Source organism: Nonomuraea dietziae (assembly GCF_014195505.1).
GTDB lineage: Bacteria > Actinomycetota > Actinomycetes > Streptosporangiales > Streptosporangiaceae > Nonomuraea > Nonomuraea roseola.
The window spans coordinates 5061927-5079924 of sequence record NZ_JACIBV010000001.1 but is presented as its reverse complement, the minus strand read 5'-3'; the positions used below and the strand labels follow the sequence as shown (position 1 = coordinate 5079924).

The following is a 17998-nucleotide window of genomic DNA, read 5'->3' as shown; positions in this document are numbered from 1 at the left end:
TCAGTGCTGACTGCTGGAGGAGCCGGTCCCCGCGTCGACGGACACGCCGTTCTCGCCCGGCTTGCTCCTGGCGACGTAACCGAGCAGCTTGTCCCTGTCGTAGACCGCGGTGACGTCGTCCTCCTGCTCTTCGTCCAAGGAGGGGGCGGGGGCAGGGGGCGGGGTGGCGGTGGGAGGTGTCTTCGAGGTGCGCTGGCGCTGGCCGGTCCCCGTGGTCACCCGCTGCGCGGTCGCGATCGGATTGGTGGCCCGCAGGAAGGCGATCACGATGGCGAGAAGCAGGCCCACCGCGAGTCCGATGCCGGCGTTCTTCGGCGCCTGGCTGGGCGTGACCCTGAGCGGGTTGGCCTGGTCGACGAAGCGCACTCCGGACCCGTACTGCGCCAGGTCGATGGCCGCGTCGCCCTCCTTGAGCTGCAGCTGGACGAGAGCCTCGCCCAGGGTGACGGCGGTCGTGCTCCTGGCGGGGGCGCGCTTGAGCTCGGCCTCGATCCTGGCACGGGTGCTGCGGACGCTCTTGAGCAGCTTCTGCTGCTCGCGCTGGGCGTCGGCCTCGGTGAGCATCTGGTAGGCGGCCACCACGGCGTTGGCGATCTGGGCGGCGGACCGGTCGGTCTTCGCGGTGACGGTGACCTCGACGATGCCGCCGTTGGTGCCGGGCTTGGCCTCCACGGCCTTCCTGAGGTCCTCCAGCCCGATCTGCATGGCCTGCTCGGCCGCGAGCAGCTGCCTGGCCTTGTCGAGGACGCCGGCTGATTCGGTGAAGGCGGCGCGCTGGCTGGTGTAGGCGATGTAACTGCTGTCAGAGGAGACGCCCTGGCGGAGGAAGGTGGTGCTGCGAGGGTCGGTCACGGCGAACTTCGCGGTCGCCTCGACGCTGGTGAAGACGTAGACGGTGGCCAGCCCCCCGGCCAACCCCGCCAGCACGATGAGCAGGAGCGAAGACCACTTGTACCGCCATAAGGCTTCGAGGAGCCCGACCTCGCGGTCCTCGTTGCTTCTCTCTGTCACCACGAAGCCCGCTCTCCCCGCCCTCGTCCATCTTCACGTAATGAAGCGGCCTAGGGGCGATTCTAACCACGAGGCAAGTTACCGAAAATGGCCGTTCTGACCTCCTCCTGATAGCGAGCGAGGCTGTACCGAGATAATGCCTCAGACTGGCCTTTTGTCGCTATTGTCTGAGCCAGCGCCCAGTCATTCAGCAGGGTTTCGACCGCGTCCGCCAGGGCGGCCTCGTCCTTCGGCGGCACGAGCAGCCCTGTCTCCCCGTGCGCGATGATCTCGTTGAGTCCCTGGACGTCGCAGGCCACCACCGGGCGGCCCGCCATCATGCCCTCGACCGCCACCAGGCCGAAGGACTCGCCGTGCGAGGGCACGAGCACGATGTCGGCCTCGGCGAGGTGCTGGTCGACGCAGTCGCTGAACCCGGCGAAGGTGACGTTCGGACCCGCCTGCGCGCGCAGTTCGCGCTCGAACCATTCGTAGCCGGGAAAGACGTCCCCCACGACCACGAGCGACACCTCACGACCGCGCCGGGCCAGGAGGGCCGCGGCGCGCACGGCGACGTCGCTGCCCTTGCGCGGTGACAGCCTGCCGACCATGACCAGCGCGCCGCGCGGTGCCCTGGCGAGCGGGGTGGACGCGGGCGGGGCGACGGCGTTGTGGACGGTGGCCGTGCGGGCACGCGGCGCTCCGTCGGCCACGATCCGCGCGTGGCAGCTCGCGCTGTTGGCGATGGTGAGGTGGGCCAGTCGCGTGGGCAGGCTCAGCGCCCGCCTCATGGGGGGAGGCAGCTGGTCCTCCGCCTCATGGACGTGGCAGACGACGCGGGCCAGCCCCGCGAGCCTGCCCGCCGCTGCCCACCAGGGAAGGGTGAGGGTGTTGACGTACAGGACGTCAGGCCTTCTCCTTCGCAGGAAGGCGACCATCGCGGGCATCCTCGTGGCCAGGAGCGCCGCCAGTCTGATCAGCCCTGCCGGGGACAGAAAGGCCTTGCGCAGGACCGGGACGTCGAGCACCACCACCTCGGCCCCCGCGTCGCGGAGCCGGTCGCACAGCGGGCCCTCGGCGGGCACCGTGACGACGACCTCCGCGTGCCCTGTGAGCGCCCGGACGGATTCCAGCAGCATGCGGTCCGAGCCGTACAGATCCGGCGACGGATGAGCCAGCACCACGCGTTTCATGCTCTTGATGTCCCCGGCCTTTGATTAGTGTTTAAGCTGGCACGCCTATTTTGTCATCCTCGACGGCTTATGAAGGGGAACAATGCGTATTGCCATGATTGGCACCCGGGGTGTGCCCGCGCGGTACGGCGGGTTCGAGACCGCGATCGAGGAGATCGGCTCACGTCTGGTCGCCGCAGGTCATGAGGTGCGGGTGTACTGCCGGGGGGCGGAGAACCCGCAGGGTGAGTACAAGGGCATGCGGCTGGTCCATCTGCCCGCCGTACGGCACAAGGCGCTGGAGACCCTCAGCCACACCACCCTGTCCGTCGCGCACCTGCTGTTCAGGCGGACCGACGTGGCGCTGGTCTTCAACGCGGCGAACGCGCCCCTGCTCCCTCTCATCAAGCTGGCGCGCATCCCGGTCGCCACACATGTGGACGGCCTGGAGTGGAAGCGCGCGAAATGGAACGGTACAGGCCGGCGCTACTACCTCGCGGCCGAGCGGCTGGCCGTGCGCTGGTCGCGCCAGATCATCGCCGACGCGGTGGCCATCCAGCACTACTACAGGGACCGCTACGGCGCGCCGAGCGTCATGATCCCGTACGGCGCGCCCATCCAGGACGACTGCGACGCCGGGCTGTTAGCCCGCGAGGGATACCAGGTCGGCGGCTTCCACCTGGTGGTGGCGAGGTTCGAGCCAGAGAACCACGTCGATCTGATCGTCGAAGGCTACACAAGGAGTTCGGCCAAGCTGCCCCTGGTGGTCGTGGGATCGGCGCCCTACGCCGAGGAGTACAGCAGGCGCATCTCGGCGCTCGCCGAGAAGGACGAGCGGGTCAGGCTGGTCGGCGGGGTCTGGGACCAGGACCTGCTCGACGCCCTGTACGCCGGATGCGCCAGCTATCTGCACGGGCACTCGGTCGGCGGCACCAACCCTTCGCTCCTGCGTGCCATGGGCGCGGGCGCCCCCGTCGTGGCGTTCGACGTGGTCTTCAACCACGAGGTCCTCGGCGACAGCGGCGTCTTCTTCGCCGGCCCCGACGATCTGGCGGCGGCGGTGGAGGCGGCCGAGGCGTCGCCGTCCCACGCTCGCGAGCGGGGCGACAGTGGAAGGGAACGTGCCAGGACGCACTACACATGGGACGACGTCGCGGCGCGCTACGAGCGGCTCTGCCATGACCTCGAGGCGGGCGCATGAGCGGAAGGTTCGTCCGCTATCCACCAGGCCGCGGCAACGTCTGGATCCCGGTGGACGACGCGCGCTCCTGCGCCGCCGGCCTGTCACTGCTGACCTTCTCCAAACCGATGCCGCTGACCGCGCAGCGGATCCTGCACGCCGGCGCCCGCCTGGCGGGACCGTGGATCCTTCCCGGCCGCCGCGAGCGGTGGGACGCCGAGCCATGGCTGCCGGTGCTCAAGAGCGCGGAGGAGGCGATCGGCCCCTTCGACGGCTACGCGGTCTACCACCGGCCCCAGTCCTCCCGCGAGGGAGCGGCGCTCCTGCTGCTCAGGTCGGGACGGCCGGTGGGCTTCCTCAAGGCACGCGCGCGGGCAGGGGAGGTCGAGCGCGAGGCCGAGGTCCTCCAGATGCTGGCGGGAGGCCGAAGGCCGGGGTTCCGCGTGCCGGAGCTCATGGGCACGGGCTCGGCGGACGGCATGGCCTGGCTGGTCATGTCTCCGATGGAGCCGATCCCCTGCAGGCCCGCGAGGAACGTTCCCGCGGCCGAGGTGGCGGCCCAGATCACCAGCCTGCTGGCCGGACTGCCGCGTCCCGAGGGGGTCGCCGCCCACTGGGAGCCGATGCACGGCGACCTGACCCCGTGGAACCTGCGGATGACCAGGGGCCCGGTGCCGTGGCTGATCGACTGGGAGGACGCGGGCCATGGTCCGCCCGGTGCCGACGAGGTCTACTACCTGGCCACCAGGGCCGCGGTCTTCGGTGGAGCGGTCACACCGACGGACCACCTGGAGGCCGCCGACTACTGGCGGGCCGTGGTGATCGCCCGCCAGGCCGACGACAAGGGGCTCGCCGACCGCCTGCTGGCGGCGCTCGACAGGCTTGGCGGCTAGCGCGCCGTTCCCGGCCTCTCCCGGCCTCGCCCGCTCTCGCCCACCCTCGCCTGCTCGCGCCCGCTCACGCGGCGGAGGTCTCAGGGAGCGGTCCAGTCGGGGAACGTCCTGCCCAGCATCCGTTCCAGTTCGGCGTTGTGCGGAGCGAAGTGCTCGGCCAGCCTGGCCCGCACCGCATCTGTCATGTCCGACTTGGGGGCGGGGTTCCACACCCGTCCAGCCGAGGGGAGAGGGGCGGAGGGCAGGCCGAGGAAGGCCGCGGCGCCGTCGCAGGCCTTCTGCGGGTCCTTGTAGAACTCCTCGCTGGTCAGGATGTGGAACCGGGAGAGGGGGACATGCTCGAACCAGCGGCGCAGGCAGCGGGCGTACTCACTCTGCGCGACGTAGGACTGGTGCTCGTGCGCGTAGCTGGAGTAGGCGGGGTCCGTGACGAGACGCTCCTCCTCGCCCTCGGTCCTCTGCTTCTCGGCCTCGAGCGCCGCCTCGAAGTCGAGCGGCTCGGCCGCGCTGCGGACCCGCTCCCGGTAGTGGGAGAAGGTCCGCTCGACGGGATCACGCAGGATGAGCAGGATGCGCGCATCAGGCAGATCCTTCGCCACCCGCTCGGCGGCCAGCGGATGGTGCAGGTAGTAGGGCGAGCCCTCACCTGTGACGACGGGCCCTCCCGACCTGCGGGCGGCTCTCGCGCGGGTGAGCCGGCTGGGCAGGTGCGAGCGGTACCACCGCAACCCGCGACCGTAATTCGAGTCGAAGAAATGCACGCCCTTGGTGTGGTTCGACTTGGGGATCAGACCCGCCGCGGGAAAGAGCGGAACGACGCGAGGATGTTCGAGCAGCGCATAGTAGAAAGAAGTCGAACCGCCGCGTTTCGCCCCGATCAGCAGGAAGTCGGGGTCTGGCCGGAGGCCGGCGGTGGCCATGCCGTACAGGCGGAACCCGGCGCGTCCGGCCTCGATTAACGGTTCCGGCAGCAGATCTCGCATCCCCATGAAACAGGCCCTCTCCCTACATTTCGCCGCCGGCGTTACCGTCGTATGCTGACACACGCAGCGCGATCGAACGGTCCAAAACGGGGTGCCAGGTGGAGACAGCGCGTCACCGTCGATCGCGTCCGGCCTGGTGGCCGACGCTCGCGCCGATGGCGCTCATCCTGGCGAGCGAGTACAAGCTCAGGTCCAGGGGGATCGGCGAGGCGATCAGCGGTGGGGTGGACACCCAGATCCTCGTCGAGATCGGCGTCTACGGCCTCGTCGCGGTCTATCTCTACCGCAGGTTCGGCATCAGGTCGCCGCGTCGCACGGCTTCGATCGCCCTTGTGCTGGCGTGGATCTTCGCGCTCTACGTGGCCATGTCCGTGATGTGGACGCCCTATCCGCAGTTCGCGGTCGTCCGCGCCGCTCAACTCCTGGTGACAGCCAGTGTCTGCCAGGTCGTCGCCACCAGGGCGACCAGGGAAGACCTGCACAGGCTCGCCCACGCCTTCATCGGCCTGGTCGTGGTCTCGGTGGGGATCGGCGTGGCGATGCCTCTGCAGCGGACGCCGAACACCCAGGACCGCTTCAACTGGCTGTACGTCCATCCCGTGACGGCCGGCATCTTCCTCGGGATCGCGCTGCTGCTGGCCGTCGCCTTCCTGCTGCCAGGAGGACCTCCTCGGCGCTGGCGCAAGGGCTTCTACCTGATCGCTGTGGGTGTGACAGGGGCGGCGCTGATCGCGACAGGCACTCGTGGCGCGGCGGCGGGGTGCGTGGTGGGCCTGGCCGTGCTGCTGCTGTGCTCCCGAGGCCCGCGCGGCAGGGCGGAGATGCTGCTGTTCGCGATCCCCGTCGGCGCGCTGGCCGTGCTCGCCTTTCCCGACGAGATCATCGCGTTCGCCACGAGAGGGGAGTCCGCCGAGCAGCTGGAGTCGCTGAACTCCCGTACCGACCTGTGGACACTGGCGCTGGACGCCGCCATGAAGCAGCCGCTCTTCGGCAACGGGATCTCCTCGGCCCGTGGCCTCTTCCTCGAAGAGATCGGGCTCGGCGGCGGGCACAACGCGTTCGTCAACATCCTGGTCGAAGGCGGGGTCGTGGGCGTGGTGGCGTTCGCGGGGCTGTGCTTCGCCGTCATGGTCGTCCAGCTGTCGCTGACCCGGGTCAAGGAGGTGCGCGCGGAGGCGGCGCTGCTGCTCGGGCTCATGGCCTTTCTGCTCGTGGACGCGCTGACCGCCGAGATGATGGCGGCGAGCGCCAACGTGGCCTCCATCTGGCTGTTCCTGATCATCGCGTGGACTTGCGTGATCGCCGGTAAACCAGTGGGGCTGGAGAAGCGTCATGGTGACGATCGGACTCAAGTGATCGCGAGGGGCTAGATCTCGCAGCCGCCATAGAAGGACCGCATGGCCGCGCTGCGACCAAGGCGTGCGGTCCAGCCCTGAGGGGGGTACATGCGTAAACGACTCATGGCGGCGGGGATGGCCTGCTTAGGCCTCTCCATGCTGCTCGTTCCACCGATGTCGGCAGGCGCCGACACCACGCCCGCTCCAGGCGAGCCCGCCACGGTCACCGCCGACGCGCTGCCGACCTGGCAGACCGACGGGGTCGTGCTGGCGATGGAGATCGTCAACGGCGTCGCCTACGTGGGCGGCAACTTCGACCACGTCAGGCCGCCGGGCGTGCCCCGAGGCGGCGCGGGAGAGGTGGCGCGTACCGGTCTCGCGGCCTTCGACGCCGCGACGGGAGCCCTGCTGCCCTGGGCGCCCGTCGCCACCGGCCCGATCTTCACCGACGACGTCGTGCAGACCGAGTGCGACAACCTCGGCAGCAACCAGTACCGCTGCGACACCGTCTGGGAGATCAAGGCCTCACCTGACGGTTCACGGCTCTACGTGGCGGGCGACTTCGGCAAGATCGGCACCGAGCGGCGGTACCGCATAGCGGCCTTCGACACCGCGACGGGAGCGCTGGACCCGGACTTCGCGCCCTCGCCCAACAGCCGGGTCAGGGCGCTGGCCGTCTCGGACACGACCGTCTTCGCCGGGGGTCATTTCACCGCCGTCAACGACGTCACCAGGACCAGGCTGGCCGCCTTCAACCGGGCGGACGGGGCGCTGCTGCCCTGGGCGCCGACCGCGGACAAGCGGGTCATGGCCATGGTGCTGTCTCCGAGCGGGACCAGGCTCATCGTGGGCGGCGACTTCAACAGGATCAACAACATCTGGCAGCACGGGCTGTCGGCCGTGAACGTCAGCAACGGCACCAAGGCGAGCTTCCTCAGCAACGACATCCCCTACAACAACTCCAACAACCGCTCCTGGGTCACCGACCTGGTCACCGACGGCACCCGCGTGTTCGCCAGCGCCGACGGCGTCGGCACGTTCGACGGCCGGCTCGCGGTGAACCCGGAGACCGGCGCGCGCATCTGGATCAACAACTGTCTCGGCGCGACACAGTCGATCTCGGTGATGGACGGCGTGCTCTACAGCGGCTCGCACGCCCACCGCTGCGACATGCAGACCTACTACGAGGGCAACGGCTTCCCCGAGACCCGCCCGCACAGGCGCTTCCTCGCCGAACCCGCGGACACGGCCCAGGGGGTGAAGCAGAGGATCCTCCACTGGTTCCCCAACGCCCAGCCGGGGACGACCTACCCGTTCGTCCAGGGGCCGTGGACCATGGCCAACGACGGCACCCACCTGTGGGCGGGCGGTGACTTCACCCAGGTCAACGACGTTCCCCAGGAAGGCCTGACCAGGTTCACCACCCACGACGTCAGCCCCGACGTCACCGGTCCCGTGCAGACCAACTTCCAGGCGCCCACGGCGGTGGCCAACGGTGGCGGCAAGGTGACCATCACCTGGGGCGCGACCTGGGATCTGGACAACCGCAAGGTCCGCTACGAGGTGGTGCGCAGCGACGGGCAGGTGGCCTGCACCGCGGAAGCCAACAGCGTCTTCTGGACTCTGCCGAACCTGTCATGCGCGGACCTGGGCAGGGTTCCAGGATCTGTTTACAAGTATCGCGTTCGCGCGATAGACCCGCACAATAACCGCATTTCCAGCCCGAGCTCTCCCGACGTCACAGTCACCTGACAGACGGCCCATTCCCGCCCGGGTCGGATCGCCGATCCGGGCGGTACGGCACGCTGCCCTTTGGTGCCATCTACGTGGAAAAACACGCCGGATTGTTACAAAATTCTACTAAATAGGGTCTCCTCGTCTTTGTGGCGCCATATTACGATTCGCATCCAGCGTGACCCGTGGGGGGCGCGTTATTCCCTGAGATGTAGGAAAAATCGTGATCAAAGCGCTTTTATCCAGGACCGCGATGGCGCTCATCGCGCTTCTCGCGGTGACACTGGTCATACCAGCGGCCCAAGCGGACATCGATCCCGAACAGGGGACCCCGGAGACCGTCAGCGCCGACGCCCTGCCCACCTGGCAGATCAACGGAGTCGTCTGGAAGATGGCCACCGTCGGCACGACCGTCTACGCCGTCGGCAGCTTCTCCAAGGCCCGTCCTCCCGGCACGAACCCTGGATCGGCCCAGGAGGTGACCAGGTCGAACATCCTGGCCTTCGACATCACCACGGGCAACCTGCTGCCGTTCAGCCCCGCCCTCAACGGCCAGGCGCGGACCATCGCGGTCGCGCCCGACAAGTCCAAGATCTATGTCGGCGGAGACTTCACCACGGTGAACGGCCAGGCCCGCAACCGGGTGGCCGCCTTCGACGTAGCCACGGGAACGCTGGACACCGCCTTCGCCCCCTCGGTAGGGAACGTCGTCCGAGCTCTGGCCGTCAGCAACACCACGGTGTACATCGGCGGAGCCTTCTTCAACGTCAACGGCTCGACGAGGTCACGCCTCGCTGCCGTCTCGCGGTCGAATGGCACGCTCCAAGCGTGGGCGCCGACTACTGACGACGAGGTGTTCGCGCTCCTGATGTCCCCCGACTCCAGCAGGGTCATCGTGGGCGGCAAGTTCCAGTCGCTCAACGGCGTCACCAGGGTCGGCATCGGCGCGCTCGATCCTGTCACCGCCGCCTCGCTGCCGTGGAGCAGCAACCCGATCCCCGCCCGCCAGGGGACCAACTACTCGATGACCTACGACCTGGTGACCGACGGGACCACCGTCTACGCCGCCGCCGACGGCGAGGGATGGCACTGGTTCGACGGCCGCTTCGCGGTCGAACCCAACACGGGCGACCTGCTCTGGCTCGACAACTGCTACGGAGCCTCCTACGGGGTCTTCCCCATCGGACAGGCCCTCTACAGCGTGGGCCACGCACACGACTGCGTCTCGATCGGCGGCTTCCCCGAGGTCTCCCCGACGCGCTGGCAGCGGGCGCTCGCCACGACGATCTACCCCACCGGCAACGACCCCGCGCCGCCCTCCAACAACAGCCAGTACAGCGGCCAGCCCGTGCCGACGCTCCTGCACTGGTACCCCACGGTGAACGCCGGCAGCTACACGGGCATGAACCAGGGCGGCTGGGCGCTGACGGGCAACTCGCAGTACCTCGTCATGGGCGGCGAGTTCACCACGGTCAACGGCGCGCCGCAGCAGGGCCTGACCCGCTTCGCCGTCAAGGCCGGCGCGCCCAAGGACTCAGGCCCCCTCGCCCTGCCCACGTTGACGCCGAGCGCCGTCTCGCTCAACGCGGGCACCGCCAGAGTGAGCTGGCAGGCCACCTGGGACCGCGACCAGGAGAAGCTGAAGTACCAGGTCCTGCGCGACGGCGGCTCCACGCCGGTCGGCGAGGTGGAGTACAAGTCGAACTTCTGGACGCTGCCCTCGCTCGGCTTCATCGACACCGGCCTGGCCCCAGGATCGACCCACACCTACCGCATCCGTGCCGTCGACCCGTCGGGCAACACGGTCGGCAGCGGGACGTCGGCGCCGGTGACGATCTCGTCGTCCGGCTCCATGAGCGCCTACGCGCAGAAGGTCGTCGGCGACGGCGCCGCCCGCTACTGGCGCCTGGGCGAGAGCAGCGGCGCGCTCGCCTACGACTATGCGGGCTTCCTCGACTCGACCCGCGAGGCAGGGGTGGGCCACGGCTCTCCCGGCGCGATCAACGGTGACACCGACGCCTCCGCGGCCTTCAACGGCACGGGCACGGGATTCACCAGGACCCTGTCCATGGAGAACGCGACGACCAGCTTCAGCATCGAAGCGTGGATCAGGACCAGTTCCACCAGCGGCGGCAAGATCGTCGGCTACGGCAACGCGGCGACCGGCGACAGCTCCAACTACGACCGCCACGTCTACATGGACAACGCGGGACGCGTGTGGTTCGGCGTGTATCCGGGCGGTGTCCGCACGGTCAACAGCTCCGCGGCCTACAACGACGGGCAGTGGCACCACATCGTCGCCACGCAGGGCTCGGGCGGCATCGCCCTGTACGTCGACGGGCGCAGGGTGGCGCAGGACGCCGGCACGACTGGCGCCCAGCCGTACGGCGGATACTGGCGCGTCGGCGGCGACAACCTGAACGGCTGGCCGGCCCAGCCCACCAGCCGCTACCTGGCAGGTGACATCGACGAGGTGGCGATCTACCCGTCCGCCCTGTCCCTGACCAAGGTCAACGAGCACTTCGTCGCCAGCGGCAGGACGAGCACCCTTCCGCCGAGGCCCACCGACGACTACGGCAGATCGGTCGACGACGACGAGCCGAGCCTGTACTGGCGCCTCGGCGAGGCGAGCGGAACGGTGGCCGCCGACTCCGGCCAGACCGGCACGCCCGGGACCTACACCGCCACCGGCGTCACCTACGGGCAGCCCGGCGCGATCACCGGAACCGGCAACCCCGCGATCGCGGTCAACGGCGGCAGGGTGATCTCGACCGCGCCCGTCTCCAACCCGACCACCTACTCCGCCGAGCTGTGGTTCAAGACGACCACCACGAGCGGCGGCAAGCTCGTCGGCTTCGGCAACGCCGCCAGCGGCACCAGCGGGAACTACGACCGCCACGTCTACATGGGCAACGACGGCAAGCTCACCTTCGGCACCTACACCGGCGCGTTCAACCTGATCACCACGCCGACCGCCTACAACGACGGCCAGTGGCACCACGTGGTCGCCACGCAGGGCTCGGGCGGCATGACGCTGTACGTCGACGGCGCCGCTGTCGGCACCCACCAGCAGACCAGCGCCGAAGGCTACACGGGTTACTGGCGAGTCGGCGGCGACAACCTCAACGCCTGGCCCGCCAGGCCGTCCAGCGACGACTTCGCGGGCACGCTCGACGAGGTGGCGATCTACTCCGCCACGCTGAGCGCCGCCCAGGTGTCCGAACACTGGCAGAAGGGCTCGGGCTCGGGTCCTGCCAACCAGCCGCCCACGGCCTCCTTCACCGTGTCGTGCGAAGACCTGGAGTGCGCGTTCGACGGCACCGCCTCCGACGACCCCGACGGCACCGTGGAGGGCTACGCGTGGAACTTCGGCGACGGGCAGAGCGGCACAGGGGCCAACGCGACGCACACCTACCAGGCCGCAGGTGACTACACGGTCACGCTGACCGTCACCGACGACGACAGCGCCACGGGCCAGAGCAGTCAGGTGGCGGTGCCCCGCCCGCCGGACAACCCGCCGTCCGTCCTCGCCGCGGACGCCTTCTCCCGTACGGTCAGCGGCTCGCTCGGCAACGCCGACACGGGCGGAGCCTGGAGCCTCCTCGGAGGCAGCGCGAACTTCTCCGTGAACGGCAACGCGGCCAAGATCAACCTTCCGGCGACGACCGCGGGCCCCCGCGCCTTCCTCGACTCGGTGTCGAGCACGGACACCGACCTCACGTTCAAGGTGTCGGCGGACAAGACGGGAACCGGCAACGGCACCTACATCTGGGCCGTCGGCAGGCGGGTGAGCGGCCAGGGCGAGTACCGCGCCAGAGTGCGGCTGCTGCCCACAGGGGTGGCGCTGGCGCTCACCAGGATCACCGCGCCGAACACCGACAACCTGCTGACCACCGAGCAGCTGATCCCCGGCCTGTCCTACGCGGCGGGGGATGTGCTCAGGATCCGGCTGCAGGTCACCGGCACCTCGCCCACGACGATCTCGGCGAAGGTCTGGAACCAGGCGGCGGCCGAGCCCGCGGGGTGGCAGGCCACGGTGACGGACGCCACGGCAGGCATGCAGGCGCCTGGAGGGGTGGGCCTGGCCTCGTACCTCTCGGGCACGGCCACCAACCCGCCGGTCCTGCTGACCGTGGACGACTTCTCCGCCACGAGCACGGCATCGGGACCCACGGCCGCCTTCACGGCCGCGTGCACCGCCCTGGCGTGCTCGGTCGACGCCACGGCCTCGACCCCGGGCTCCGCGCCCATCGACTCCTACACCTGGAGCTTCGCCGACGGCCAGGTCGGCAGCGGGGTCACCGCCCAGCACTCCTACGCCCAGGCGGGCACCTACCGCATCACCCTCACGGTGACAGGAACGGACGACCGCACCAGCGTCTCCACCCAGACGGTGACCGTTCCCTGATCATCTGATCCGACGCGTACGGCTCGCGGCTCCCCCGCGGAGTCGCGAGCCGTACGCACCCCAGCGACCGGAGGGGTCCTGTGCACACGGAACAACTCACGATCGAGGGAGCCCACGTTCACTCCCCGACCGTCCACGAGGACGACAGAGGCGCCTTCCTGGAGTGGTTCAGGGCGGACAGCCTGAGCGGCGCGGCCGGTCATCACCTGCGCCTCGCGCAGGCCAACTGCTCGGTGTCCCGCGCGGGGGTGCTCAGGGGCGTCCACTTCGCGGCGGTGCCCCCCGGGCAGGCGAAGTACGTCACGTGCGTGGCGGGAGAGGTGCTCGACGTGGTGGTGGACGTTCGCGTCGGCTCGCCGACCTTCGGCCGCTGGGAGGCGGTCGCTCTCGACGAGCGCTCCCGGCGGTCGCTCTACCTCGCCGAAGGGCTCGGACACGCCTTCATGGCGCTGAGCGAGCGGGCCACCGTCGTGTATCTCTGCTCCGAGCCGTACGCGCCCGGCCGGGAGCACGGGATCCACCCCCTCGACCCCGACCTCGGCATCGCGTGGCCCGACGGGGTCGAGCCCCTGCTCTCACCGAAAGACGCCGCCGCGCCCTCGCTGGCCCAGGCGGCCGAGCAGGGTCTGCTCCCTTCGTATGACGACTGCCTGGCCTACTACGCCAAGCTCGGCTCCGCATGAAATCGGCCCGCAGAGGATGATCCTCTGCGGGCCGAAGGTCCGTGCTCTAGCCGATGCGCCAGGTGTCGCCGCCCATCAGCAGGTCACTCAGGTCGCCAGGGCCCTTCTGTGCCACGGCCTCCTCGAGCTGCTCGGCCATCAGCGTGTCGTAGGCGGGCCGCTCGACCTGCCGGAAGATCCCGATCGGCACGTGCTCGAAGGCGGGCTCGTCCAGGCGCGACAGCGCGAACGCCACCGAGGGGTCGGGGTTGTGCGCGTCGTGCACCAGGACGCGGTCGCCCGCCTCGGCCAGCGGCACCACGTCGAGCCCGCCGTTCGCCGCCCTGACCACGGCCTTGGACGCGCTCGCGATCGGCTGCCCGTGCTCGAGGCGCAGCGTGATGTCGTCGCGGATCTCCGGGTCCTTCAGCTGCTCGAAGGCGTTGTCGTTGAAGATGTTGCAGTTCTGGTAGATCTCCACCAGCGACGTGCCCCTGTGCGCCGTGGCCTCGCGCAGCACCGACTGCAGGTGCTTGCGGTCGGAGTCGATCGTGCGGGCCACGAAGGACGCCTCGGCACCCAGCGCCAGCGAGATCGGGTTGAACGGCTTGTCCAGCGAGCCCATCGGGGTCGACTTGGTGATCTTGCCGATCTCGGAGGTGGGGGAGTACTGGCCCTTGGTCAGACCGTAGATCCTGTTGTTGAACAGCAGGATGTTGAGGTTGACGTTGCGGCGCAGCGCGTGGATCAGGTGGTTGCCGCCGATCGACAGCGCGTCGCCGTCACCCGTGATCACCCACACGCTCAGGTCGGGCCTGGAGGAGGCCAGCCCCGTCGCGATCGCGGGGGCGCGACCGTGGATGGAGTGGAAGCCGTAGGTGTCGAGGTAGTAAGGGAACCGGCTGGAGCAGCCGATGCCCGAGACGAACACGATGTTCTCGCGACGCAGGCCCAGCTCGGGCAGGAAGCTCTGCACCGCGGCCAGGATGGCGTAGTCGCCGCAGCCGGGGCACCAGCGGACCTCCTGGTCGGACTTGAAGTCCTTGAGGGTCTGCTTGGCATCGGTCTTCGGGACGAGGGCCAGGCCCTTGCCGTTCAAGGTGTCACTCACTGTCGATCACGTCCTGGATGACTCCGGCCAGCTCCTCGGCCTTGAACGGGAGCCCGCGCACGCGGTTGTAGCTGATGATGTCGACCAGGAACTTCGCGCGCAGCAGCAGCGCCAGCTGGCCGAGGTTGATCTCGGGCAGGAGCACCTTGTCGTAGCTCTTGAGCACCTCGCCGGTGTTGGCCGGCAGGGGGTTCAGGTGGCGCAGGTGGGCCTGGGCGACCTTGCCGCCCGACTTCCTGATCCTTCGTACGGCTGCCGCGATGGGACCGTAGGTCGAGCCCCAGCCCAGAACCAGCACCCTGGCGTCGCCCTCGGGGTCGTCGACCTCGAGGGCGGGCACGTCGATGCCGTCGATCTTGGACTGGCGGAGCCTGACCATGAGGTCGTGGTTGTTCGGGTCGTAGGAGATGTTGCCCGAGCCGTTGGCCTTCTCGATGCCGCCGATGCGGTGCTCGAGGCCCGCCGTACCGGGGATGGCCCACGGCCGCGACAGCGTCTCGGGGTCACGGACGTAGGGCTGGAACTCCTCGTCGGTCTTGACCGCGAACTCGGTGGAGATGTCGGGAAGGTCGGAGACCTCCGGCAGACGCCACGGCTCGGAGCCGTTGGCGAGGTAGCCGTCGGACAGCAGGTAGACCGGCGTGCGGTACTTCACCGCGATGCGCGCGGCCTCGATCGCCGCGTCGAAGCAGTCGCTCGGCGTGCTCGGCGCCACGATCGGCACCGGCGACTCGCCGTTGCGGCCGAACATCGCCATCAGCAGGTCGGTCTGCTCGGTCTTGGTCGGCATGCCGGTCGAAGGGCCTGCCCGCTGCACGTCCACCAGGATCAGCGGCAGCTCGGTCATGACGGCGAGGCCGATCGTCTCGGCCTTCAGCGCCACACCGGGGCCGCTGGTCGTGGTCACGCCCAGCGCGCCGCCGAACGCCGCGCCGAGCGCCGCGCCGACGCCCGCGATCTCGTCCTCCGCCTGGAAGGTGCGGATGCCGAACCGCTTGTGCCTGGACAGCTCGTGCAGGATGTCGGAGGCCGGCGTGATCGGGTACGACCCGAGGAAGAGCGGCAGCTTCGACTGGACGCTCGCCGCGATCAGGCCGTAGGCCAGCGCCTGGTTACCCGAGATGTTGCGGTAGACGCCAGGGGCCAGCTGGGCCGGCTTGACCTCGTAGGACACCGAGAAGGACTCGGTCGTCTCGCCGTAGTTCCAGCCCGCCTGGAAGGCCGCGATGTTGGCCTTGGCGATCTCGGGCTTCTTGGCGAACTTCTGCTCGAGGAAGCTGATCGTGTGCTCGGTCGGCCGGTGGTAGAGCCAGCTCAGCAGCCCGAGGGCGAACATGTTCTTGGAGCGCTCGGCGTCCTTCTTCGACAGGTCGAAGCCCTCGAGGGCCGTCACCGTCAGCGAGGTCAGCGGCACCGCGTGGACGCGCCACTCGCGCAGCGAGTCGTCCTCGAGCGGATTGGCGTCGTAGCCGACCTTCTGGAGGTTGCGCTTGGTGAACTCGTCGGTGTTGGCGATGATGTCGGCGCCCTTGGGCAGGTCGCCCAGGTTGGCCTTCAGCGCCGCCGGATTCATCGCGACCAGGACGTTCGGCGAGTCGCCCGGCGTCAGGATGTCGTGGTCGGCGAAGTGCAGCTGGAAACTCGAGACGCCGGGCAGGGTTCCTGCGGGCGCGCGAATCTCGGCGGGGAAGTTGGGGAGCGTGGACAGGTCGTTGCCGAACTCCGCCGTCCCTGCCGTGAAGCGGTCGCCGGTGAGCTGCATGCCGTCACCGGAGTCGCCGGCGAACCGGATGACCACTCGGTCGAGTTGCTGAACCTGCTTAGTCACAGCGAAGTCCTCCTCGACTGCGCTCGTGGCACGTTCTCGTATTCCATGCTAAGTCCTCGGGGGTCACACGTTTCCGTGACACCCGTCACGGGTAAACGCGGTGAAAGTCAGGCCGACGCGAGAGAACGGGAGGGGCGACACAGCCCTGCCGCGAGCCGGCACAGGTCAACGTGCAGGCGGGCGAAGAGGACGGTTCGGGTCACGGTGCCTAACTATATGTCCCCGGCAAGGCTTACCTACGTCAGGGGCCGCTTACCCGACGTGTACGTGTGTCCTGCCTGCATCCCCGCCGAGCCGTACAGCTCGGGGACCGTCACGAACGTGTAGCCCTTCTGGGCCAGCTGCCGCAGGATCGCGGGCAGCGCCTGGACCGTGGTGCGGTGCACGTCGTGCATCAGGATGATCGCCCCAGGATGCGCGCCCGCGACCGCCCTCCGCACCACCGCCGCCGGATTCCTTTCGTGCCCGTCCCTGGTGTCGACGTCCCAGTTCACCAGGGAGAGCCCGAGCCTGCGGGCGATCGTGACCACCTGCTTGTTCACCGCCCCGTACGGCGGGCGGAGCAGCGTGGGCGCCTGTCCGAGCTCGGCGCTGATCACGCTCTGCGCCCTGGCGACGGCGTCAGTGATCTTACTGCTCGACAGCTTGGTCAGGTCCCGATGCGACCAGGTGTGGTTGGCGACCAGGTGGCCCTGCTCCCGCATGTCGGTCACCAGCTCGGGATTGGCCGCCACGTTCGTGCCCACGGTGAAGAACGTCGCCCGCGCGCCCGCCCTCTTCAGCTGCTCCAGCAGCTCGCCCGTGAAGGGCCCAGGGCCGTCGTCGAAGGTCAGCGCCACGCACTTGTCCTTCTCGCAGTCCACGCCTCCCGCCCTGCTGCTCGTGGCCGGTGGGCTGGTGACCGGGGTCCCGCTGACGGCCGGCGAAGGAGTCGCCTCCTTCGCCGCCTCGCGCGCCCGCCGTCCCGTCTCCGTCAGCAGCGGCTCCGCCTGCTCTTCCGGTACGGCGACCGCCACCCTGCCCAGCGCGCCAGGACCCACCTGGTAGTCGTCGAACTCCACCACGAGATCGCCCGCGGGGTTGAAGGCCATGGAGTCGAACAGATCGGGGTTGGGCCGCACGGCGTCGTAGCTGACCTCGGAGCCGCGCTTCCTCAGCTCCTCGCGGACGATCGTGGTCAGCGGGTACAGGCTCGTGACCAGGCCGGGGGAGTCGACGACCTGCTGGGAGGAGCGGTCGTACCAGACGGTGCGGAGAGAGTTGGCCCAGGTGGCGCCCGCGAACTCGCCGGTGCGCAGCCGTACGCCCACGATGTCGTCGTCGGCGGCGGTCAGCTGCCAGTCCACGTTGAGCTCGGGACGAGGGCGGGGACCCTCGGAGACGGTGGACTCGGTGAAGCGGCGGAGCTGGGTCTGCGCGAGGGCGCCGAGCTTGCGGTTGAGGTCGGGGGCGTCCTTCAGCTGGGGGTAGACGATGTGCACATCCTTGTCGCCGGCGTCACCCGCGGTGAGTGTCCTGGTGGTCAGCTCGTCGACGCGGGAGGGGTCGACAAAGCTGATCATTGTGGGCTCGGCGGGGATGGTGAGTCCCCGCTCGGGGGAGGCGGTGGCCATGCCGCAGCCGGTGGAGGCGGCGGCGATAAGCGCGATTCCTCCGAAGAATCGCCGTTTGTGCATGCAGGTCAGGTTATGGCCGTCCAA

The 17998-nt window shown here is 69.2% G+C and carries 12 protein-coding genes; 6 read left to right on the top strand and 6 right to left on the bottom strand.

Going from position 1 to position 17998, the window contains the following annotated elements; translation table 11 throughout:
* Positions 1 to 1014, bottom strand: coding sequence for a GumC domain-containing protein (locus tag FHR33_RS24130; protein WP_183651859.1), 1014 nt, complete (start codon positions 1012 to 1014; stop codon positions 1 to 3).
* Positions 1015 to 1073: 59 nt separating this feature from the next.
* A complete protein-coding gene (locus FHR33_RS24125) occupies positions 1074 to 2183 on the bottom strand; it encodes a glycosyltransferase family 4 protein (RefSeq protein WP_183651855.1) in 1110 nt (369 codons plus the stop codon).
* Between the two features lie 94 nt (positions 2184 to 2277).
* Here FHR33_RS24125 and FHR33_RS24120 point away from each other — a divergent pair, with 94 nt between their 5' ends.
* Positions 2278 to 3363 (top strand): DUF1972 domain-containing protein, encoded by a 1086-nt coding sequence (locus tag FHR33_RS24120; RefSeq protein ID WP_221241220.1) that lies wholly within the window; start codon positions 2278 to 2280, stop codon positions 3361 to 3363.
* Positions 3360 to 4235, top strand: a complete 876-nt coding sequence (locus FHR33_RS24115) for a phosphotransferase (protein WP_183651848.1) — start codon at positions 3360 to 3362, stop codon at positions 4233 to 4235. The genes FHR33_RS24120 and FHR33_RS24115 overlap by 4 nt, the downstream gene beginning before the upstream one ends.
* Before the next feature lie 80 nt (positions 4236 to 4315).
* Here FHR33_RS24115 and FHR33_RS24110 read toward each other — a convergent pair whose 3' ends face one another.
* Positions 4316 to 5224 (bottom strand): sulfotransferase, encoded by a 909-nt coding sequence (locus FHR33_RS24110; protein WP_183651845.1) that lies wholly within the window; start codon positions 5222 to 5224, stop codon positions 4316 to 4318.
* A gap of 149 nt (positions 5225 to 5373) precedes the next feature.
* Here FHR33_RS24110 and FHR33_RS24105 point away from each other — a divergent pair, with 149 nt between their 5' ends.
* From FHR33_RS24105 to rfbC, 4 genes are all read left to right on the top strand, one after another.
* Positions 5374 to 6588, top strand: coding sequence for an O-antigen ligase family protein (locus FHR33_RS24105; protein ID WP_183651842.1), 1215 nt, complete (start codon positions 5374 to 5376; stop codon positions 6586 to 6588).
* A 123-nt stretch (positions 6589 to 6711) separates the two neighbouring features.
* Entirely contained in the window at positions 6712 to 8307 is a 1596-nt protein-coding gene (locus FHR33_RS24100; protein WP_183651840.1) for a PQQ-binding-like beta-propeller repeat protein, read from the top strand.
* Between the two features lie 205 nt (positions 8308 to 8512).
* The gene (locus FHR33_RS52765) at positions 8513 to 12697 is read left to right on the top strand and encodes a LamG-like jellyroll fold domain-containing protein (RefSeq protein WP_221241219.1); all 4185 of its coding nucleotides are present in this window, start codon (positions 8513 to 8515) and stop codon (positions 12695 to 12697) included.
* Between the two features lie 80 nt (positions 12698 to 12777).
* The gene (gene rfbC / locus FHR33_RS24090; RefSeq protein WP_183651838.1) at positions 12778 to 13380 is read left to right on the top strand and encodes a dTDP-4-dehydrorhamnose 3,5-epimerase; all 603 of its coding nucleotides are present in this window, start codon (positions 12778 to 12780) and stop codon (positions 13378 to 13380) included.
* Positions 13381 to 13426: 46 nt separating this feature from the next.
* Here rfbC and FHR33_RS24085 read toward each other — a convergent pair whose 3' ends face one another.
* The 3 genes from FHR33_RS24085 to FHR33_RS24075 form a co-directional block, all read right to left on the bottom strand.
* On the bottom strand, positions 13427 to 14470 hold the full coding sequence (locus FHR33_RS24085) for a 2-oxoacid:ferredoxin oxidoreductase subunit beta (protein ID WP_183651836.1): 1044 nt from the start codon (positions 14468 to 14470) through the stop codon (positions 13427 to 13429).
* Positions 14463 to 16298 carry a 2-oxoacid:acceptor oxidoreductase subunit alpha gene (locus tag FHR33_RS24080; protein WP_183651834.1) on the bottom strand — a complete coding sequence of 612 codons (1836 nt, stop codon included), beginning with the start codon at positions 16296 to 16298 and terminating at the stop codon, positions 14463 to 14465. Before FHR33_RS24080 ends, FHR33_RS24085 begins: the two co-directional genes overlap by 8 nt.
* 236 nt (positions 16299 to 16534) lie before the next feature.
* Entirely contained in the window at positions 16535 to 17974 is a 1440-nt protein-coding gene (locus tag FHR33_RS24075; RefSeq protein ID WP_183651833.1) for a polysaccharide deacetylase family protein, read from the bottom strand.
* Positions 17975 to 17998 lie beyond the last annotated feature (24 nt).